The sequence below is a fragment of the Pseudoxanthomonas sp. F11 genome, from assembly GCF_037046485.1.
In the GTDB taxonomy this organism is placed as follows: Bacteria; Pseudomonadota; Gammaproteobacteria; order Xanthomonadales; family Xanthomonadaceae; genus Pseudoxanthomonas_A.
In genome coordinates this window covers 108,510-128,314 of the sequence record NZ_JBANLZ010000006.1, presented here as the reverse complement: position 1 = coordinate 128,314, position 19,805 = coordinate 108,510, and the positions used below count along the sequence as shown (strand labels likewise).

The 19,805-nt window shown below is 67.9% G+C and carries 20 protein-coding genes and 1 tRNA gene; 9 read left to right on the top strand and 12 right to left on the bottom strand.

All coding sequences use genetic code 11. The annotated features are described in order from the left end of the window. Positions 1-48 precede the first annotated feature (48 nt). Positions 49-627 carry an NAD(P)H-dependent oxidoreductase gene (locus V8246_RS16610; RefSeq protein ID WP_336190222.1) on the bottom strand — a complete coding sequence of 193 codons (579 nt, stop codon included), beginning with the start codon at positions 625-627 and terminating at the stop codon, positions 49-51. Between the two features lie 116 nt (positions 628-743). Between V8246_RS16610 and V8246_RS16605 the strand changes: the two genes are divergently transcribed. Together V8246_RS16605 and V8246_RS16600 are read left to right on the top strand one after the other, a co-directional pair. Next, positions 744-1,751 carry a LysR family transcriptional regulator gene (locus V8246_RS16605; RefSeq protein ID WP_162110958.1) on the top strand — a complete coding sequence of 336 codons (1,008 nt, stop codon included), beginning with the start codon at positions 744-746 and terminating at the stop codon, positions 1,749-1,751. Between the two features lie 113 nt (positions 1,752-1,864). Further along, a tRNA-Ser gene (locus tag V8246_RS16600) sits at positions 1,865-1,954 on the top strand. Positions 1,955-1,999: 45 nt separating this feature from the next. Here the strand turns inward: V8246_RS16600 and V8246_RS16595 are convergent. The 3 genes from V8246_RS16595 to V8246_RS16585 all read right to left on the bottom strand — a co-directional run bounded on the left by V8246_RS16595 (position 2,000) and on the right by V8246_RS16585 (position 3,429). Beyond that, positions 2,000-2,362, bottom strand: a complete 363-nt coding sequence (locus V8246_RS16595) for a hypothetical protein (protein WP_336190221.1) — start codon at positions 2,360-2,362, stop codon at positions 2,000-2,002. Positions 2,363-2,378: 16 nt separating this feature from the next. After that, positions 2,379-2,681: a hypothetical protein gene (locus V8246_RS16590; protein ID WP_336190220.1), complete on the bottom strand. Its 303-nt coding sequence runs from the start codon at positions 2,679-2,681 to the stop codon at positions 2,379-2,381. Positions 2,682-3,093: 412 nt separating this feature from the next. Continuing rightward, positions 3,094-3,429, bottom strand: coding sequence for a hypothetical protein (locus V8246_RS16585; RefSeq protein ID WP_336190219.1), 336 nt, complete (start codon positions 3,427-3,429; stop codon positions 3,094-3,096). 126 nt (positions 3,430-3,555) lie between these two features. Between V8246_RS16585 and V8246_RS16580 the strand changes: the two genes are divergently transcribed. The 3 genes from V8246_RS16580 to ggpS all read left to right on the top strand — a co-directional run bounded on the left by V8246_RS16580 (position 3,556) and on the right by ggpS (position 6,846). Further along, a complete protein-coding gene (locus V8246_RS16580) occupies positions 3,556-3,834 on the top strand; it encodes a hypothetical protein (protein ID WP_336190217.1) in 279 nt (92 codons plus the stop codon). Between the two features lie 53 nt (positions 3,835-3,887). Continuing rightward, positions 3,888-4,157 carry a hypothetical protein gene (locus tag V8246_RS16575; protein WP_313224139.1) on the top strand — a complete coding sequence of 90 codons (270 nt, stop codon included), beginning with the start codon at positions 3,888-3,890 and terminating at the stop codon, positions 4,155-4,157. Positions 4,158-4,548: 391 nt separating this feature from the next. Next, entirely contained in the window at positions 4,549-6,846 is a 2,298-nt protein-coding gene (gene ggpS, locus V8246_RS16570) for a glucosylglycerol-phosphate synthase (RefSeq protein WP_336190216.1), read from the top strand. Between the two features lie 430 nt (positions 6,847-7,276). On the opposite strand, the gene V8246_RS16565 is transcribed toward ggpS, so the two are convergent. From V8246_RS16565 to V8246_RS16555, 3 genes are all read right to left on the bottom strand, one after another. After that, positions 7,277-8,083, bottom strand: a complete 807-nt coding sequence (locus V8246_RS16565) for an isocitrate lyase/phosphoenolpyruvate mutase family protein (RefSeq protein ID WP_336190215.1) — start codon at positions 8,081-8,083, stop codon at positions 7,277-7,279. A gap of 95 nt (positions 8,084-8,178) precedes the next feature. Then, on the bottom strand, positions 8,179-8,400 hold the full coding sequence (locus V8246_RS16560; RefSeq protein ID WP_162110951.1) for a hypothetical protein: 222 nt from the start codon (positions 8,398-8,400) through the stop codon (positions 8,179-8,181). A 424-nt stretch (positions 8,401-8,824) separates the two neighbouring features. Further along, positions 8,825-9,700, bottom strand: coding sequence for a M28 family peptidase (locus V8246_RS16555; RefSeq protein WP_336190214.1), 876 nt, complete (start codon positions 9,698-9,700; stop codon positions 8,825-8,827). Between the two features lie 156 nt (positions 9,701-9,856). Here V8246_RS16555 and V8246_RS16550 point away from each other — a divergent pair, with 156 nt between their 5' ends. Next, complete coding sequence (locus V8246_RS16550) at positions 9,857-10,504, top strand: response regulator (RefSeq protein ID WP_336190213.1); 648 nt, start codon at positions 9,857-9,859, stop codon at positions 10,502-10,504. A 370-nt stretch (positions 10,505-10,874) separates the two neighbouring features. Here V8246_RS16550 and V8246_RS16545 read toward each other — a convergent pair whose 3' ends face one another. Further along, positions 10,875-14,018 carry an Rne/Rng family ribonuclease gene (locus tag V8246_RS16545; RefSeq protein ID WP_336190212.1) on the bottom strand — a complete coding sequence of 1,048 codons (3,144 nt, stop codon included), beginning with the start codon at positions 14,016-14,018 and terminating at the stop codon, positions 10,875-10,877. Between the two features lie 393 nt (positions 14,019-14,411). Between V8246_RS16545 and V8246_RS16540 the strand changes: the two genes are divergently transcribed. Further along, positions 14,412-15,401: an RluA family pseudouridine synthase gene (locus tag V8246_RS16540; RefSeq protein ID WP_336190211.1), complete on the top strand. Its 990-nt coding sequence runs from the start codon at positions 14,412-14,414 to the stop codon at positions 15,399-15,401. A gap of 3 nt (positions 15,402-15,404) precedes the next feature. Here V8246_RS16540 and V8246_RS16535 read toward each other — a convergent pair whose 3' ends face one another. Both V8246_RS16535 and V8246_RS16530 read right to left on the bottom strand, forming a co-directional pair. Further along, on the bottom strand, positions 15,405-15,818 hold the full coding sequence (locus tag V8246_RS16535) for an energy transducer TonB (protein ID WP_336190210.1): 414 nt from the start codon (positions 15,816-15,818) through the stop codon (positions 15,405-15,407). Continuing rightward, positions 15,818-16,165: a 4a-hydroxytetrahydrobiopterin dehydratase gene (locus V8246_RS16530; RefSeq protein ID WP_162110944.1), complete on the bottom strand. Its 348-nt coding sequence runs from the start codon at positions 16,163-16,165 to the stop codon at positions 15,818-15,820. Before V8246_RS16530 ends, V8246_RS16535 begins: the two co-directional genes overlap by 1 nt. A gap of 90 nt (positions 16,166-16,255) precedes the next feature. On the opposite strand from V8246_RS16530, the gene V8246_RS16525 reads away from it, so the two are divergent. After that, positions 16,256-16,852: an NfuA family Fe-S biogenesis protein gene (locus V8246_RS16525; RefSeq protein WP_162110943.1), complete on the top strand. Its 597-nt coding sequence runs from the start codon at positions 16,256-16,258 to the stop codon at positions 16,850-16,852. 15 nt (positions 16,853-16,867) lie between these two features. Further along, positions 16,868-18,520 carry a hypothetical protein gene (locus V8246_RS16520; RefSeq protein ID WP_336190209.1) on the top strand — a complete coding sequence of 551 codons (1,653 nt, stop codon included), beginning with the start codon at positions 16,868-16,870 and terminating at the stop codon, positions 18,518-18,520. 152 nt (positions 18,521-18,672) lie between these two features. Here V8246_RS16520 and V8246_RS16515 read toward each other — a convergent pair whose 3' ends face one another. Together V8246_RS16515 and V8246_RS16510 are read right to left on the bottom strand one after the other, a co-directional pair. Then, on the bottom strand, positions 18,673-19,128 hold the full coding sequence (locus V8246_RS16515) for a cytochrome c (RefSeq protein WP_336190208.1): 456 nt from the start codon (positions 19,126-19,128) through the stop codon (positions 18,673-18,675). 7 nt (positions 19,129-19,135) lie between these two features. Further along, positions 19,136-19,534 (bottom strand): cytochrome c, encoded by a 399-nt coding sequence (locus V8246_RS16510; protein ID WP_336190289.1) that lies wholly within the window; start codon positions 19,532-19,534, stop codon positions 19,136-19,138. Positions 19,535-19,805 lie beyond the last annotated feature (271 nt).

Genomic DNA, 19,805 nt, shown 5'->3' with positions numbered 1-19,805 from the left:
CGGGGACGGGTGCCGGCAGCATACCGGTCCCGTTCCTCCACCCTGGGCTCAGGCCGCCTGTCGCAGCGGGGTCGGGATGCTGGCCAGGGCGGCCTCGATGGCCTCGGCCTTGTGCTGCGGTGAATAGGCCACGCGCTCGGCGCGGACGAATTCCACATCGGTGATGCCCAGGAAGCCGAACACCTGCTTCAGGTAGGGTGCCACGAAGTCGATCGCGGTGCCGGCGTACTCGCCGCCGCTGGCCTCGGCCACGATGACCTTCTTGCGCCCAGCCAGGCCGATGGGGCCGTTCTCGGTGTACTTGAAGGTGCGGCCGGCCACGGCGATGCGGTCGATCCAGGCCTTCAGCGTGGACGGCACGCCGAAGTTGTAGCGCGGCACGCCCACCACGATGACGTCGGCGGCCAGGAACTGCTGCATCGCGGCCTCGCCGGCTTGTGCGGCGGCGGCATCGCCCCCACCCAATACGGCATTGGTCAGGTGGGGCAGCGGGTCGGCGTCCAGGTCGCGGTAGGTGACCTCCAGGCCGGGCACGGTGTCCTGCCAACGGGCTACGATGGCCGCGGTCAGTTGTCGGCTGACCGAGTTGGCGGCCAGGGCGCTGCTGTCGATATGCAATAGTTTCATGGTGGTTCTCCGGTCGGGATGCGGCCTCAACCGCGTTGGAGAACACTGTAGGTCGTTGCATTTGTGGGATAAACGTGTTCAAACGTCACTGATCGTTCCAAAGGTGGACCTAATTCATGCAGCACGACCTCAATGACCTCTATTACTTCGCCATGGTGGTGGACCACGGCGGGTTCGCCGCGGCCGAGCGGGCGCTGGGCATTCCCAAGTCGCGCCTGAGCCGGCGCATCAGCCAGCTGGAAACCGACCTGGGCGTGCGCCTGCTGCAGCGTTCGACGCGCCGCTTCGCGGTGACCGACGTGGGCATGAGCGTGCACCGCCATGCGCAGACGATGCTGGCCGAGGCCCAGGCCGCGCGCGAGGTGGTTGATCGCCTGAGTGCGGAGCCGCGCGGCGTGGTGCGCGTCAGCGTGCCGGTGGCGGTGGCGCAGATGCAGTTGCCCAAGATCCTGCCGGCGTTCCTGGACAAGTACCCCAAGGTGCGGCTGCAGCTGCACGTCAACAACCGCCGCGTGGACATCATCAACGAGGGCTACGACGTGGCCCTGCGCGTGCGCGCCAAGCTGGACGACGACGGCAGCCTGGTGATGCGCAGCTTCGGCCAGATCCAGGAGTTGCTGGTCGCCAGTCCCAAGTACCTCAACCGCGCCGGCCGCCCGAAGATGCCGGAAGACCTGGCCGAGCATGTCACCCTGAGCATCAGCGAGGACGAGGCGCGTCAGCGCTGGGAGCTGCACGGTCCCGATGGCGAGGTGCGCCGGATCGAGCTGAATCCGCGCCTGGCCGGCTTCGACTTTCCGCTGCTGCAGTCGATGGCGAAGGACGGTTACGGCATCACGCTGCTGCCGGAGACGGTGTGCGCGGAGGCGGTGCGCAAGGGCGAGCTGGAGGTGGTGCTGCCGGAATGGAGCCTGCCGCAGGGCATCTGCCACGCGGTGTTCGCTTCGCGCCGGGGCATGCTGCCGGCGGTGCGGGTGTTCATCGATTTCCTGGCCGAACACCTGCCGCAGCAGATCGAGTCGTCACGGCTGGATTGTGGTGGCAAGTGTTCGGAGGAGAAGGACAAGGCCATCGCGATGGCCATCGACAACACCAAGGCCGCCAAGGTGAAGAAGGCCTCGTAAGCCACGGCGGCGGGGTTCGTGCGAAAATGCGCCGCGGCCTGCAAGGGGCCGGGCGCGCCGCCGGGGTAGGGCGACGGTGCACCGCGACGGGGTCGCGGGCAGTTCCAGAAAACGGAGAGATGGCCGAGCGGTTTAAGGCAGCAGTCTTGAAAACTGCCGTAGGTGCAAGCCTACCGTGGGTTCGAATCCCACTCTCTCCGCCACTTTCAATGCGTGCAAAAAACCCCGACCAAGCCGGGGCTTCTATCTCATCCATACTTTCGAGAGTGAGTCTCTTCTGGCTCAGACTCCTGCTCGGCAACGGGTGCCTCTACACATGGCGGCAGAGCATAGCCATGCGCCATGTTTCGGAACTCACCTGCCGTATACCGGAGCAGCACGCGCCGAATTAGCGGCTGATACCCCAGCCCTTCCTTATCCGCAAGCAGCTTCAGGTCCTCAATCAGTTGCTTCGGCAACCGAATGGAAATCATCTGCAGACCTAGAGAGTCATCTACAGCCTTTGCATGCTCCCGGGAAACCGGGACAGCATGCGCCACCGAGTTGCCCAGCTCTCCGTTCTCCCACGGGCAGGCCTGCTCGGCCTGAGCTAGATCGGTGTTCGTGTTCATAAGTAGCTCCGTTGTATTAAGCGTTGTGTTGTCTGCAAGCTTCTTCGTACAAGCTAATCCAAGTGGCATTAGCAGGGTATGCAGACTTGATGGCGAAGTAATCGGGGTACTCGACGTAAACGATCTTTAGCTTGCGTCGCGTGTCTGTTTCAGCAACAAACCACTGCGTCGGTGGGTCTGTAACATGATCAGCACGATCATCCTGGAAGGCGGGTCCTTCCATATTTGCGAAACACTCCAGCACTTCGCTGATTGCCACACCGTGAGATGGGTCTTCTAGCTTGTCTTTGACCCGGGGAGAAATCTTGAACGGCTTCATCCTTGCCTACCACGCTGTGTGGGCCGCAATTGTATATACAGCTCGATTGTATATACAACTAGCCATTGGTCATGGTATCGACCGCCGGGCTTCTGGCTTTAACCGCCTGTCAGGCCCGAAGAGTCGTCTCATGCCATCTTGAGAATAGCGACTTGACTGAAGCGTTACTGCCTGACTTGTGGGCGGGGCTCCCAATGGCGATTCAAGCGCGTAGGGTGGGTCGAGCGCAGCGATGCCCATCACCGACGACCTCAAAAATCCGCGTCACTGCCTGGGCACGCTAAATCCGCTGCCAGCACCCCATCGTTCAAGAATCTCCACAATGCGCGTCGCGTGCCCGTGCCTGACTGAATTCCAGTAGATGTAATGCACATGTCGCGCAAAAAATAGGTTCAGCACGTATCAGATGCTCTTAGTACCGTCGTTGCCATATGCCGCGCTCGCCTTTATCGATACGGCTCGCGCGTCGACGTTCGCCGTGCGGCAGGTGGCGTGAGAGCCAGGTCTTCATCAGGCGCCAGCGCAGGGGAAAATCGGCATCGCCGGATGGCAGGGTCAAGATGGCGTGCAGGTGATCCGGAAGCACGACCATTGCATCGATATAGAACGGATGACGGCGGCGCACGTATCGGATCGCACCGCGTAACAGGTCGATGTGGTCGACGAGTAGCATGGCACGACGGTCGGCGAGATTGACGGTGAAGAAGTACGTAGCGCCGGGGACGAAGGTGCGGCGGTAGTTGGTCATCCTTGACCTCACGGGTGGCGTTGATGGGTATCGCTTCGCTCAACCCATCCTACGACTTTTCGATACGCCGTCCTTTTGGTCCGACTCCGCCAGACTTCGGCGACCTCCGCGAGGGCGTAGATCCGCATGAAACTGACCCCCACCCCCATCACCGCCGCCATCGCCGGCCTCTTCGCCGGCGTTGTGATGCCGCTGATCTGGCCGAAGCTGGGGGACGAAACGTTGAACTGGGTGTTCGCGTTCCTGCTGGTCATCGCGCTGCCGATGCACGTGCTGGTGGTGGGCTTCAACCCGCCGCGCGAAGCGGGGCAGGGCGGATCGAACAGCGCGCTCATCAAGCGCGTGGCGGTATGGCTGGCCGCCGCCGTGGCTGCCGTGGCGTTGACGAGAATCCTGTCGCTGTAACGTCGATGGCCCGGGTCTATACTCGGGGCACACCCAACGGAAAGGGAAATCCCATGCGTAAGACTGCCATCTTCCTGGCCTTGATGCTGGCCACCGGCACCGCCCTTGCCGACACCTACGCCTTCGGCAATCGCGTGATCAGCAGCGGCGACAGCATCGGCAGGCTTGTCGAAATCGCCGGCAAGCCCGACCTCGTCACGCCACTGGAAAACGAATACGGCGCACGCGAAGGCGAAAACTGGACCTACTTCCGCGATGGCAAGACCCTCGTCTTCACCGTCGACACCCGCGGCAAGATTCTTCGCATCACCGAATCCCGCTGATCCCAGCCCCGCGTTGCACGGGCGTACAGCGCGTGGCGCTGCCGATATCGGCGGCGCATGCGTCGTGCCGCGCCCGTGTGCTGCTCAGGCGCGCGATGGACGCATCGCGCGGATCACGGCGGCGATTTAACGTTCTTAACATCACGTTGACCTGAGCGAAGACGATGCGGACTACAATGCTGCATCGCATCAGTCGATGTCCGCGTCCATGCTTCGGGGACGGACGCACATCTGCAGCGCTCCCGCGCGTAGCGTGCCTTGCACGCGGCACCCTGTTTCCTGCGCCGTTCCGGCGCCTCCTTCCGATGCGATGAATCCCCGCCGGCGTCCCCGTGAACGCCTTCGCGTCGTGCCTTGTGCGCGGCATCTCCCCACCCTGGAGTGCACCTGCATGAGCCTGTTGAAACAACCCGCACAACCTCTTCTTCTCGCCACCGACCTGGACGGCACCTTCCTGGCCGGCGATGCGGATGCCCGCAAACGCCTGTACCACCTGGTGGACGCCCATCCCGACGTCAAGCTCGCCTGGGTCACCGGTCGCGGGCGCGAAGCGATCCTGCCGCTGCTGGCCGACCCCGGCCTGCCCACACCGGATTACGTGATCTGCGACGTGGGCGCCACCGTACTGCGCACCGCCGACATGCAGCCGATCCAGCCGCTGCAGTCGCGGATCGAGGCGCGCTGGCCGGGCGAGCACGTGGTGGCCGAGGCGATGCGCCGCTTCCCGATGCTGGTGCGCCAGGAAGTGCCCCAGGAACGCCGCTGCTCGTACTACTGCCATCCGGAACAACTGTCGACCATCCAGGCCGACGTGGAAGCCGTGGCCGCGTCGCTGGGCTGCGAGGTGCTGTATTCGGCCGACCGTTACCTGGACATCCTGCCGCGCGGTACCCAGAAGGGCAGCACGCTGACCGCACTGGTGGACGCGCTGGCGCTGGAGCCGTCGCGCGTGCTGGTGGCGGGCGACACCTTGAACGACCTGTCGATGTACGGCGAGGGGTTCCCCGGCGTGTGCGTCGGCGAGTCCGAGCCGGCGCTGGTCGCCGCCACCGCCGACATGGACAACGTGCTGCATGCGGACGCACCGGGCTGCGGCGGCATCCTGCAGGCGATGGCGCACTTCGACCTGATCGAAGCCGACGCCTACGCGCCGCCAATCCACGCGCCGGGCAAGGCGGAACTGGTGATGGTCTACCACCGCCTGCCGTACGAGGAGCACATCGTCGACGGCCAGCGCGTGCGCCGCCCGCACAGTTCGCCCAACGGCATCATCCCCAGCCTGCTGAGCTTCTTCGGCAAGGGCCAGCCGGGCTCGTGGGTGGCGTGGACGGTGGACGATCCCAAGGCGCCGCCCGTGGAGCCGCGCGCGCCGGTGGATGCCGAACGCTACCCGGGCCTGACGGCGGCGCACGTGCCGCTGACCAAGCACGAGGTGGACGTGTTCTACAAACGCTTCTCCAAGGAAGCGTTCTGGCCGGTCATCAACAGCTTCTGGGAACGCGCGCGTTTCAGCGAGGACGACTGGGCGCTGTTCAAGCGCGTCAACCGCCGCTTCGCCGAAGCCGCGGCGGCCGAGGCGGCGCCGGGCGCCACCGTGTGGCTGCACGACTACAACCTGTGGATGGTGCCCTCGGTGCTGCGCGAACTGCGGCCGGACGTGAAGATCGCCTTCTTCCACCACACCCAGTTCCCCTCGGCGGACATCTTCGCCATCCTGCCGTGGCGCCGCGAGATCCTGGGCAGCCTGCTGGCCTGCGACTACGTGGGCTTCCACATCCCACGGCATGCGGAGAACTTCACCGACGCCGTGCGCAGTACGTTCCCGGTGGAGGTGACCCAGCGCGCGTCGTGCGCGCCGCGCTTCATGACCTTCGGCTGCGCCGTGGGCGTGGAGGACATGGCCACCGAACTGCGCATCGATGGCCGCACCGTCCGCATCGGCGCACATCCCATCGGCACCGATGTGGGCCGTATCCGCGCCTGCCTGGAAAGCGATGAGGTGGCCACCGACATCGCCCGCATCCGCGACGAGATCGGACAGCGCAAGCTGGTGCTGTCGATCGAGCGGCTGGACTACACCAAGGGCATCCTGCAGAAGCTGCATGCCTTCGAACGCCTGCTGGATGGCTCGCCCGAACTGCAGGGCAGGGTGACGCTGGTGATGGTGTGCGTGCCGGCGGCCAAGGAAATGACCGTCTACCGTCCGCTGCAGCAGCAGATCGAACAGGCGGTGGGCCGCATCAACGGCCGCCTGTCGCGGCTGGACTGGACGCCGGTGCGCTTCTTCTCGCGCGTGCTGCCGTTCGCCAGCGTGGTGGCGCACTACGCAGCGGCCGATGTCATGTGGATCACGCCGCTGCGCGATGGCCTGAACCTGGTGGCGAAGGAGTTCGTGGCGGTGCAGGGCCTCAACGATGGCGATGGCGTGCTGGTGCTCTCGGAGTTCGCCGGTGCCGCCGCGGAACTGAAGGGGGCGGTGCTGACCAATCCGCACGACCCGGCCGACCTGGTACGCAGCCTCAACCAGGCGCTGGCGATGACGCCGCCGGAGCGCGAGGACCGCCAGCGCCGGCTGTACGACATCGTGCGCCATCACGACCTGTCGCGGTGGGGACGCGAATTCCTGGCGGCGGCGCAGGGGACTCCCGATGAGGTAAATGCGGAAACGCTGGCGGCGATCGCGGCTTAATGCATTTACGTTTGACGCATGCCGGCGTGGCGGCGATAGTCCAAGCGGATTCGGGACAGGAGACCCACCCATGCGCACCCTGCTGATGCGCTGCATGGCCTGGATGCTGATCGCGGCGACCGCGCTGGTGCTGTTCGGCCTGGCGCAGGCGCCGGAACTTTGGCTGGGTCCGGGCGGGCGCTGAGGCGCGCCACGACGGGCAAAAGAAAACCCGACCAGAGGCGGTCGGGTCTGAAAGGGGGAGTCCCCGGCTCCGGCAGTGCTGCTTGCTCAAGGCAGCGCCCGTTTCCGTTGCAGAGCGGCCGTTCGTGGCCTGCGCAGGGCGTGCTGCCGGGGACAGGGCGCATGGTCGCGCAGCGTGTCCGCGCCCGCAGTCGGGGGGCGCCCCGGCCGGATGTAGGAAATTTCCTACCCTCTATGTGCCGCGGCGTCAGCCGAACAGGGCGTTGAGAGCACCGTAGCCCATCGCCTGCGGGTCGGGCAACGAGGTGGTGTCCGCGTGCAGGAACTCGTCCACCTGCGCGGACAGGCGACCGTACATCGATTCGGCCAGCGCTGACCCCGTGCTGACGCGGCGCACGCCGAGGGCCTGCAGGGCCGCCAGATTCTGAAGCGCCGGACGCAGCATCACGTTGAGCGGCAACCCGCAGGCGGCGGCGATGGCCCGGATGGCGTCCACGTCGACCAGGCCGGGCACGAACAGCCCGTCCGCGCCGGCCTGCCGGTACACCGTCGCGCGGGCAAGCGTCTCGTCTACCCGCTGTTCGTCGGGCGCGAGTCCGCGCAGATACACGTCCGTGCGCGCGTTGATGAACACATCCATTCCCTGTGCGACGCAGGCCTTGCGGATCGCACGGATCTTGGCGGCGAGCAGGTCGGGTGCGCCGGCGCCGTCCTCCAGGTTGATCCCGGCCGCGCCGACGTGCACGACGCGCGGCACCAACGCAGCGACGCTGTCGGGGTCGTCGGAGTAGCCGCCTTCCACATCCACGGTCAGCGGGACGCGGATGACGCGGACGATGCGCTCGACGGCCTGCAGCAGGACGTCCTGATCGAGCCGGTCACCATCGGCGTAGCCCTGTGCCCACGCCAGACCGGCGCTGGTGGTGGCGACGGCGGCCGCGCCGCGCTGTTCGATCAGTCGGGCAGTGCCGGCGTCCCAGGCATTGGCCAGGCGCAACAGGCCCTGGCGGTGCAGGTCGCGGAAGCGGGCGGCGGCTTCGGATGAGGGCGGCATGCGGGGCGTCTCCTTGAGTGAGCGCACAGCCTGCCATGCCCGGGGCGTCCGCGACGCGATGCGCGGAAGACTTCAGGGCGGTGACGGCCCGCGTCTCACGCGCAGAGCCGCCATCCTTCGAACAGCCGCCAGCGCCCATCGCCGCCTTCGATGTTGATGGCGTAGTCGAGGCCTTGTTGCTGGCGTTGGGTGGCCAGCTTCACGGCGTAACTGAGCGCTGCGCCCCGGCTGGCGAAATGCAGGGGCGGCGATTCGTTGATGGACAGCGCGTACAGGCCATCCTGGGCGGGGGCGTGGAACAGATCGAAGGTCATCATGGGGGCTGAGACGGGTTGCTGCCTGTGACACAACCTACGCATCGTCCCGTGATGCGGACGCATGCGCGCCCGTACCCCTTTTCTTGAGGTTAAGCCATGTGCAACCCGCGTGAGAAATGTGCGGTGCGACTGAACGGCCTACACATGGTCTTCGCAACGGCCGGCGTACAACGTACGCCAGTGGTCGGGCCGGCGGATCCACCCCCTCCGTCGCCTGCGCAAACCCTGCTTCCGAGCCGCAAGGCTGACACCCAGGGCACCACGAGAGAACCGAACGCAGCGTACCGGACACCCCCTGTTCCTTGCTGCGCCTGGCGGTGGACCGCGAGTCCGACACCGTCGCCGCCCGGAGAGCCAGGCGTGTTCTCGCCCCCCCAACGCGAACGGGCCCGCAAGGGCCCGTTGGCATGTCCGCAGGGCGGCGTCAGGGCGTGGTGGATGCGTCCCAGGCGCGCAGGCCCTGTTCGACCACGCGCAGCGCATCGTCCACGCGGGCGCCGTCGACTTCGGCCGTAGTGTCGCGTTCGCTGTGGATCACCTGCATCACCTTGGGCACCTGCGTCGGCTTGCCGCCGCCGAAGACGGCGAGGATCGGATCGATCTCGTCACCGCCGACCAGCGAGAACGACACCGCCGGCCAGCCCGCCTTGAGGAACGCCAGATGGTCGGTGGGCGGGTACTGGTCGCCGGGTGAGAAACCCAGCTTCTCGTGCTGGCTGGCCGCCCGCAGCGCGGCGACCAGCAAGCTGTCGCCTTCGGCAGCAGGTCGCATCATCCACAGCGTGTCGCCCCAGCCGAACACGTCGAAGTTGACGTACAGCGCGGGCTGCTCGCGTCCCGGCGTGGCGACCCACGCACGCGCGCCCAGCAGGCCCTTTTCTTCCAGGTCCCAGAATGCGACCTGCACCCGGTGGTTCGCCAGCGGCCTGGCTTTCAGCGCCTGCGCCAGTTCCAGCACGGCCGAGACGCCTGATGCGTTGTCGGTGGCGCCATGGCCCACGTCGACCCGGTCGTAGTGCGCACCGATCAACAGCAGGGGCGCATCTGCCGGCCCGCCCAGGTCGGCGACCAGATTGGTTCCGGATTCGCTGTCCTGCTGGAAGTCCTCGCGTTTCCACGCGATGCCCAGTGCATCCAGGCGCTGGCCGATGGCGGCGCCACGCGCAGCGGTGTCGCTGCTGGCGCTCACGGCGGTGACCTGAGTCAGCCAGCGGGCGGACACATCGTCGGCCCAGGCCGGCAGGCTGGCGAACATCGACAGGAACAACGCCGCGCGCAGGCGGCGCCGGATATCGGTCATGGTGGCATCCCCTCGGAAAACCCGAGTATGCCGCAGGCGCCGCATATCCTCGACCCGCCTACACGCATGTAGTGGGGGTGCGTCGCTACAATGTTAATTGCGCGGCGACGGATGGCCCGCCTACGCTCGACCCGTTTCCCGAAGGCATCCGTGTCCATGACCATTCGTGTTTTCCTGATCGACGACCACGCCCTGGTGCGCACCGGCATGCGCCTGATCCTGGGCACCGACCCCGACATCGAGGTGGTGGGCGAGGCGGAGACCGGCGAAGCGGCCTTGCCGCTGGTGCGCCAGCTGAAGCCGGACGTGGTGCTGTGCGACCTGCACCTGCCCGGTTACAGCGGCCTGGAGGTCACCGAGCGCATCGTGCGTGCCGATCTGGGCGTGCGGGTGATCATCGTGTCGGTGCTGGAGGACGGGCCGTTGCCCAAGCGCCTGCTCGAGGCCGGCGCATCCGGCTACCTGGGCAAGGCCGGCGATGCGGCCGAACTGATCCGCGCGGTGCGCGAAGTGTCGAGGGGCAAGCGCTACCTCGGCAGCAACGTGGCACAGAACCTGGCCTTGCATACGGTGGGCGGCGATGCCTCGCCGTTCGACGCGCTGTCGCCCCGCGAACTGGAAGTGGCCATGCTGCTGACCCAGGGCCTGCGCCAGGAAGAGATCGCGCGGCGGCTCAACCTGAGCGCCAAGACGGTGAACACCCACAAGACGCGCCTGTTCGAGAAGACCGGCGTGCACGACAACATCGCCCTGGCGCGGCTGGCCGCGCAGTGGGGGCTGACGGATCCCACGCGTTCGCTTTGAATCGATCGCTTCGTAGCCCACACGGTCGGTGGGATCGCGAGTGAGATGATGCCGTCCCCTTGTCGTCACTCCAGCGAATGCCGGAGTCCATGTCCCGTGTGAGCGGTGACGTTCACCGGCAGGGCAAGAGGGGTCCCAGCGTTCGCTCGGACGACGGCGGGCGTCGATGGGCTTTCCATCCCGCCATTCCAGCGAATGCTGGAATCCATTTCCCGTGTGAGCCGCGACGGTCACCGCAAGCGCACGCGGTGTCCGGTGTTCGCCGCGACCACTGCATGATGAAACTCCTGAGTCGGCAACTGCCCCCTAAAACGACACTGGCCGCTTGCGCGGCCAGTGTGCTTTCCACCCTCGGAAGAAGCGCAGCGCGTCAGGCGCTGCGTTCTTCGGTGGTGTCGTCGTCCTGCTTGTCGCCCTGGGCGATGTCGTCGGCGGGCTTGACCGGCGTGACGGCGGGTTCGAACAGGCTACGCGTGATGGACGGCGGCGTGTCCGCATCGGCGACGAAGAACAGCGAGCCGGTGGCGGGCGTGCTGACCGGCTTCGGTGCGGCCGGGGCGGGCGCCGGCGTGACGGCTTCGATCGCGGCCTCGGTATCGGCGGTCGCTTCGTTGACCGCGTCGACCAGGTCGATCTGCACCGGCTCGGTGCGCACGACGGCGGCCACCGGGGCCACGTCTTCCGCGACGGTGGCAACCGGTGCGGGGGTCTGTTCGATCGCGGGTGCCGGTTCGGCGGCGATCTCGGTCTTGACCGTCTGGACGATGGCCACTGCGGCAGGCGTTTCCTGCTGCACGGTGGCGACCACCTCGGGGCGGGCACGGGCGGCTTCGGCCTTCACGTCTTCGATGACCTCGACGGCGCGGGTGGCTTCGACGGCGACAGGCGAGGGCGCCTGCACCGGTGTCGCGTCCGCGGCGGGCGCCATCTCCGGTGCCTGCGCAGCGACCACGGCCGCCACGACCGGTGCGGCCGCCGTGACGGCGTGAGCGGAGGCTTGTGCCTTCTGCGCACGCGGTGCGCCGACCGCCGGCTCGTCGTCTTCGAAGTCGAACTCCGGCTGCGAACGGTCGGCGACAGGCGTGTCGTCATCGCTGCCCAGGTCGTCGGCGTTCAGGCCTTCCTCGCCCGTGGCACCGGCTTCACCGTTGCCACGGCGGCGGCGGCGGCCACCACGACGACCACGGCGGCGACGGCCACCTTCACCGGTCTCACCGGCATCTGCGGACGATGCGCCATCGCCTTCGACTGTGACTGCGACGGGCTGCGTCGCCTCCGTGTCGATGACCGGCACATCGGCGGCCGGGACCGGCGTGGGCGCAGCGGCGGGAACGGTGCGCGCGACGTCCTGCGTGGCGCCGACCGCGGCGGCGGCCGTCGTCACCGCATCGGCGGCGGTCGGCACGGCCGGCTTGGCGGCGGCGTCCTGCTGCATCGAACGCGGACCCTGCTGGCGGCCCTCCTGGACCTGCTGCTTGCCGCCCTGCTGACCCTGCGTCTGGCGGGGTGCCTTGGGCTGCTGCGCATTGCCCTGGGCGTTCTGCGGCTTCGGCTGCTTCTGGCCCTGCGGCTGCTCGTTGCGCGGCTTCTGCTGCTGCGCATTACCGGCCTGGGCGTTCTGGCCCTTGTTGCGCTCGTCGCGACGGTTGCCTTCCTGCTTGCCGCCACGGCCCGGGTTCTGCTGGCCGCGGTTGTCGCGGCGGCCGTTGCGCTCGCTGCGATCGTTGCGCTGGCGGTTGTCCTGCTGCGGACGTGCCTGCGGGGCTGGCGTCGCGGCTTCGCCACCGCCGAACAGACGCTTGAAGAAGCCGATCACGCCGCCGGAGGCGGGTGCCGCGACGGCGACAGGCGCGGCCACGGGGGCCGGTGCGGGCGCGGGTGCCGGCACTTCGCGTTCCTCGCGCACCGGGGCAGGCTGGGTGTGCTTGACGTGCGTCACCGCCGGGGCGGCCGGGATGTTCAGCTGCGCCTTGGTCAGCGCGTGCACCGGCAGCTTGCGCGGCGTGCCGCGCTGGTAGCTGGGCTTGCTGGTCTCTTCGCCCAGTTCGTTCTGGCGGATGCGGGTGACTTCGTAATGCGGGGTATGCAGGGCTTCGTCGGCGACGATGATGATGGGGGCGTCGTGGCGCTGCTCGATCTCGCGCAGGGCGCCTCGCTTCTCGTTGAGCAGGAAGTTGGCGATCTCCAGCGGTGCCTGGATCAGCACCTGGCCGGTGTTGTCCTTCATGGCGTGCTCTTCGGCCACGCGGATGATCGACAGCGACAGCGACTCCACGCTGCGCATGCGGCCATGGCCTTCGCAGCGCGGGCAGACGATCTGGCTGGACTCGCCCAGCGACGGGCGCAGGCGCTGGCGGCTCATCTCGAGCAGGCCGAAACGCGAGATGCGGCCGATCTGCACGCGGGCGCGGTCGTACTTCAGCGCGTTCTGCAGCTTGTTCTCGACTTCGCGCTGGTGCTTGTTCGAGGACATGTCGATGAAGTCGATGACCACCAGGCCACCCAGGTCGCGCAGGCGCAGCTGGCGGGCCACTTCCTCGGCCGCTTCCAGGTTGGTGTGGAACGCGGTTTCCTCGATGTCGCCACCCTTGGTGGCGCGCGCCGAGTTGACGTCGATGGCGGTCAGCGCCTCGGTCTGGTCGACCACGATGGAACCGCCGGAGGGCAGCCGGACGTTGCGCTCGTACGCGCCTTCGATCTGCGACTCGATCTGGAAGCGGTTGAACAGCGGGATGTCGTCCTTGTACGCCTTCAGCTTGCGCAGGTTGTGCGGCATGACCTGCTGCATGAACTCGCGGGCGGTCTCGTACAGTTCGTCGGTGTCGACCAGGATCTCGCCCACGTCGCTGCGCAGGTAGTCGCGCAGGGCGCGCACGATCAGGCGGCTTTCCTGGTAGATCAGGAACGGAGCCGGCTTGGTCAGCGCCGCTTCGGCGATGGCCTTCCATACGCTCAGCAGGTAGTCCAGGTCCCACTGCAGTTCTTCGGCGTCGCGGCCGACACCGGCGGTACGGATGATCACGCCCATGTCGTCCGGGATCTGCAGGGCGTCCATCGCCTTCTTCAGCTCGGCCCGGTCGTCGCCCTCGATCCGGCGCGACACGCCGCCGGCGGTGGGCGAGTTGGGCATCAGCACCATGTAGCGGCCGGCCAGCGAGATGAACGTGGTCAGGGCGGCGCCCTTGTTGCCGCGTTCGTCCTTGTCCACCTGGACGACGACCTCCTGGCCTTCCTTCAGCAGTTCGCGGATGCCGGCCTTGTTGTGGTCGACGCCGGCCTGGAAGTAGTCGCGGGAGATTTCCTTCAGCGGCAGGAAGCCATGGCGGTCGGCGCCATAGTCGACGAAGGCGGCTTCCAGGGAGGGCTCGAGCCGGGTGATGCGGCCCTTGTAGATGTTGGACTTCTTCTGTTCCTTCGACGGCTGTTCGATATCGATGTCGTACAGGGTCTGACCGTCGACGATGGCCACGCGCAGCTCTTCGGCCTGCGTGGCGTTGATCAACATGCGTTTCATTTGTGCGTTCCTCGCGCGCTGCTACCGCGCGGAACGCCATGGCGTTTCGCCTCTGGAACGTTGCACCACCCCTTGCGCAGGCGCAGCGGGGCGGGTCGGGTTTCCAGCGCTACGACACCACGGCAGGCCGCGGGAGCGCTTCTTTCTAATAGGTGTTGCGGGGCCGGCGGCAGCTTCCCTGGTGAGGTGGCGCCGCGCGGGACATGTTCAGCATCAGGTGCCGTCACGCACCCGGCGGTATCCGGGCCTGCCGATCAGCCGCTAACATGGCCGCCCCTGGGGCGGTGGCCGCGCACTTGCCGGAATCGCGGGGAGACGGGCTTCTGGCCCAACTGCAACTCCCAGCGAAATCAAACCCTTATCTCGCCCCCCGAGTTTAACAGATTACCGTTCATGACCCCTAGCCCCCCCTCGGACAAGCCGGCGGCCCCGCCCAAGACCGCCGTGCGCACCATCACGGTGCCGGAAGACCGGGCAGGGCAGCGGTTGGACAACTTCCTGTTGGGCCAGCTGAAGGGGGCTCCGCGGAGCCTGGTCTACAAGCTGGTCCGCAGCGGCCAGGTGCGGGTGAATGGCGGCCGGGCCAAGGCGGAGCGCAAGCTGGAAGGGGGCGACGAGGTCCGTATCCCGCCCGTCAGTCTCACCGAGGTGGGAGAGAAGGTGGCCCCGCCTTCAGGCTTCCTGAAGCGGATGGAAGCGGCCATCGTGTTCGAGGACGAGCGGCTGTTGGTCATCAACAAGCCGACCGGGGTGGCCAGCCATGGCGGCAGCGGCATCAGCCACGGCGCCATCGAGACCATGCGCGCGCTGCGGCCACACCAGTCCCTGGAACTGGTCCACCGGCTGGACCGCGACACCTCCGGCCTGCTGGTGATGGCCAAGAAGCGCTCGGCGCTGTCGGAACTGCAGGCGCTGCTTCGCGAGGACAGCGAGGAGGGCACGCGCGGGATCGAGAAGCGTTACCTCACCCTGCTGGTGGGGCGCATGCCCGATGGGGTGATGAGTGTGGATGCGCCGCTGCATATCGGCTTGCGCCAGGGCGGGGAGCGGCACGTACAGGTGCATCGCGATGGGAAGCCGTCGCTCAGTCATTTCCGCGTACTGGAGCGACGGGGTGGGCATTCCTACTGCGAGGTCCGCATCGAGACCGGGCGTACCCACCAGATCCGCGTGCACGCCCAGCACATCGGCCATCCCGTGGCCGGCGACGACAAGTACGGCGACCCGGCCGTCAACAAGCGCCTGCGCGAGCAGGTGGGGCTGAAGCGCCTGTTCCTGCATGCGGCCTCGCTGCAGTTCGCGCTGGATGGCGGGCGTACGCCTTATGTATTGACGGCGCCGCTGTCCGACGACCTGGCCGAGGCGCTGGATCGCTTGGGCTGAGTCTCAGCTGCCCTGGGCGAAACAACGGGTCGGCTTTTCCAGCACGGGCGGGAAGGTCACCGGCACGGTGATCGTGTGGGTGACCGGCTGGCCGTTGCGGGTGGCGGCGCGGAACGTCCAGGTGCGCACGGCCTCCAGCGCCGCCTTGTCCAGCGCGGCATGGCCGCTGCTCTGCGCCTGCGCCACCTGCGCGGGCACGCCATCCTTGTCGATGGTCACGCGCAACACCGTGGTGCCGCCTTCGCTGTCGCATTCCGCTTCCGGGGGATAAGCCGGCGGCGGGGTGTCGATCGCGGCCAGTTCGGTGGGAGGGATCGCGGGTGCCGCTGCCTCTTCCTGCTTCTTCGCGCAGGCGGAGAGCGACAGCGCCAGGATCAGTGCCGCAGTAAGCGGCAGGCGGGTCGGACGAAGGTCCATCAGGCTTCTCCCAGCAGGGCGCTGGCCTTGGCCGCGCAGATGAAGTCGTTCTCGCTCAGGCCGCCCACGTCGTGCGTGGAATAGCGCACGACGGCGCGGTTGTAATGAACGCCCAGGTCCGGATGATGGTCCTCGGCATGGGCGATGAACGCCAGCGCGTTCACGAACGCCATCGTTTCGTAGTAGTTCTCGAACGGGAACGTCCGCGACAGCGCGTGGCCGTCCTCCACCAGTTCCCAGCCGGGTACCTGCGGCAGCAGCTCGGCGATGCGGGCGGGCGGCAGGCGGTGTTCGCTGCCACGCAGTGGCACGCAATGCGCCTGGGCGAGGGGTATCAGATCGGACATCGCGCGTCTCCTGGGCGGCCAGTCTGAATGAAGACCGACGACGGGCCTGTGAAGGTGAATGGCTGTCGGGCAGGGGGCTAGAATACCCGCATGATCCAGATTTCAGACAGCGCGCAGGCGCATTTCCGCAAGCTCATCGAACGCGAGGCCCTGCCTGGACTGGGTGTGCGCCTCAGCGCCGTCCATCCCGGCACGGCACAGGCCGACGCACGGCTGGAGTTCTCCGAGCCGCGCGACCTGGCAGGCGACGAATGGGCCGTCGATTGCGACGGCTTCACGCTTTATGTCGATGCCGCCAGCGTGCATTGGCTGGACGGCGCCGAGATCGATTACGTGATGAAGGGTGCAAGCACGCAGCTCACCATCAAGGCGCCCCGCATCAAGGGTGAAGCGCCCGGCGACACCGCCTCGCTGGTCGAGCGGGTGCGCTGGGTGATCGACAACGAGATCAATCCGCAGCTGGCGTCCCACAAGGGGCGCGTGGCGGTGGAGGAAGTGGGCGGCGATGGCGTGGTGTGGCTGCGCTTCGGTGGCGGTTGCCACGGCTGCGGCATGGCCGACGTCACCCTCAAGCAGGGCATCGAGAAGACCCTGATGGCGCGCGTGCCGGGCGTGACCGCGGTGCGCGACGCCACCGACCACGGGACCGGCGCCGCGCCGTACATCCCCCGCGGCAACGCCGCCTGACGGACGCCCGCGCCGGTGACGAACGCCACCGACGTCATCGCCTACCTGCTGCCACGCAAGGCGGCCCCCATCGTCGAACGCCAGACCGGACTCCCGTTCGGTTGGGGCTTGTGGTTGCGCGCGCTGCCCGAACGGCTGGGCCGCATCACCCGTGAGCGCGCCGATGCGGTGGTCGCGGCACTGGCCGCGCGCGTGTCGCCACGCAAGGCCGATGCAGCGCCGTTCGTGCCGGGACGCTGGCGCGCTTTCCGCTCGCTGTTCTACCAGGGGTGGGGACCGCCGCCGCGCGAAGAGCGCTGGATGCGCTGGCTTGCTGGCTTCAGCAGCAGCCTGCTGCACTTGCTGTTCTTCCTGTTCCTGCTGTGGGTGGCGCTGGTGCAGATACCGCCGCCGCCGGCCGAGCCCGGTGACAGCAGCCGCGTGCGACTGGAGATGATCGGCGACGGCAGTCCCGCGGAGCCGGGAGGCGAGGCGCAGGCCGGCCAGCCCGAGGCGGGGCAGTCGTCATCCACCAGGTCCGCGGCGTCCGTGCCCGCGCCGCAGCCGCTTCTGCCGCCAGCGGCGATGCCCGAAGCCGCAGCGGCCGCCCCTGCGGCGCTGGCGATGGACATGCCGCCCATGCCCCCACGCGACGTTCCCGTGCCCGAACTGGCCCCGCAGCCGTTGCAGGTCACGGAGGTGCCGGAGCCGACACGGGCCTTCGTACTGCCACCCCCCACCGCTCGCCTGCCCGAGGTCACGCTGCCGTCCTTGCGCGAACCCGGGGTGCCGACGCGCGAGATCCTCGCGCCGGTGACGGCGCCGGCGGTGGTCCGTCGCGATCTTCCCGCGCGTGCCGAAGTGCCGGCGGTGGCCACGCGGGACGCCCGCGTGCGGGAGCGGGAGATCCCGGCGCCGCTGCAGGCGCCCGAGGTCCGCGACCTCCAGCGTCGCGCGGCCGAGGTTGCACCGCGCGATATCACGGCGCGCGAGCGTGGCGTCCAGCAGGTGCAGATCCGCGAACCCGCCCCCGCGCCCTCCACGGCCTCGCGCTCCGCTCCCGCAGCGCCCTCGGCGGCCGATGCGGCTGCGACAGCACAGACCCGGGCACCGGCAGGAACCTCGACTTCGTCCGCCCCCCGCGGTGCGGCGGCGGCCTCGTCCGCCACCGCATCCCCTGCCGCGCCCGCGGCGCGCGCCGGTGGCTGGAACACCCCCGCGCGCAGCGATGATTGGGGTAATGCGCGGCGCAACGTGGCGGGCGACAGCGTGGCGGACGGACGCGACAAGCCGGGCCTGTACAACGCTGATGGCAGCCTGCGGGTTCCCGGCGTCACGGGCGAATCCGAGCCCCCACGCGGCGCGCCGGGCGGACAGAACGACCAGTGGACCCGGGAACGGCTGGCGGAGGCGGGCACCTGGCTGCAGCGGCCGCCGTACGACTATGAGCCGACCAGCTTCGACAAGTACTGGGTGCCCAGCGAATCGCTGCTGGCCGAGTGGGTGCGGCGCAACGTGCGCGAGATGGAGATCGCCATCCCCGGCACGAACATGAAACTGAAGTGCACGATCTCGGTGTTGCAGCTGGGGGGCGGCTGCGGCCTGGGCAGCCTGTTCCCCGAACCGCCGAAGGCGCGTCCGCCGCCGGAGATCCCGGTCAAGCGCACGCCGATCCCCCCCGACAGCTGATGGCGGGATGGCAGAAATGCATGGTGTGGGACCGACGTGACCACCGCGGTCTCCCATACCGACTCACGTCGTTCCCACGGAAGACATGGCGGCAGTCGGAAACGAAAACGGAGCCTTGCGGCTCCGTTTTCGCGTTCCCGAAGAGGGACGTCTTACTTGTTGAGGTTGTGCAGGTCGCGCAACTGCGACGGCCGCGAACCGAAATAGGCGGCCAGGTCGGAGATGTCCTGGTCGCTCAGGTTGGCGGCCTGCGGGCTCATCAACGCATGCTTGCGGTCGCCGCCGCGATAGGCCTGCAGCGCGTGCGCCAGATAGTCCGCGTACTGCCCGCCCAGCTTGGGGTAGGTGTCGTCGATGGGGGCATTGCCCTCGGCACCGTGGCAGTCCACGCAGCTCTGGCCGGTGGCCTGGCCCTTGGCCTTGGCCAGTTCCTCGCCCTTGGCGATGTGGCCCTTCGGCAGGCCGGCCGACGAACTTGCGCCGTGCTCGCCGCTGGCGTGGCCCGGATCCTGGGCCGCGGCTTCGGTGTTCTCCTTCGAGCAAGCCACCAGGGCGAGGGCAGCGAACAGGGCGATGGCTAGACGCTGGGCGTGCTTGGCGTTGGGCATGGTGGGCTTACTTGACGGTGGAAAGGAAGGCGGCGATATCGGCGATGTCCTGCTCGGAGAAGCTCTGCGCCTGGGCCTGCATGGTGGGGTGCTTGCGGTTGCCGTTGCGGTACTCGGTCAGCGCGTTGGCCAGGTAGTCGGCCGACTGTCCGCCGATCTTCGGCACCTTGAAGCTGGGATAGGCGTTCTTGTAACCCTCGATGCCATGGCAGCCCAGGCAGGTGTAGGTGAGGGTACGGCCAGACTCGGGGTTGCCGACCAGCGGCGCCGGGGCGGCGGCGGGAGCGGCGGCCGGGGCCGCAGCTTCGACCGGGGCGGGCGCGGCCGGGGTTTCCTGTTGGGCGGTCAGGGCGGCCAGCGGAAGGGCGGCCAAGGCAAGGCAAGCGGCGAGCGGCAGCGGTCGCATCATTCTCGGGAAACTCTCAGGTTGCGCGCGCCACGTACCACCGCAGCGCTTGGCTGAACGCAAGTATAGCCTGCGACCGAATGTCGCGCACAGGCGCACACCCAGCAGGCACACGATGCGCGCCCGCGAGCTGTCAGACGCGCCTGCCTACCGCAGCGCCGGGCGGGAACACCGGCACGTCCTTCCCTTCGCATCGAAGGCGAAGCGACCCGCGGCCCAGGTCGCGCACCGAAGACACGACCGCTCTCCCGGGCGAACCCGACGCTAGTCA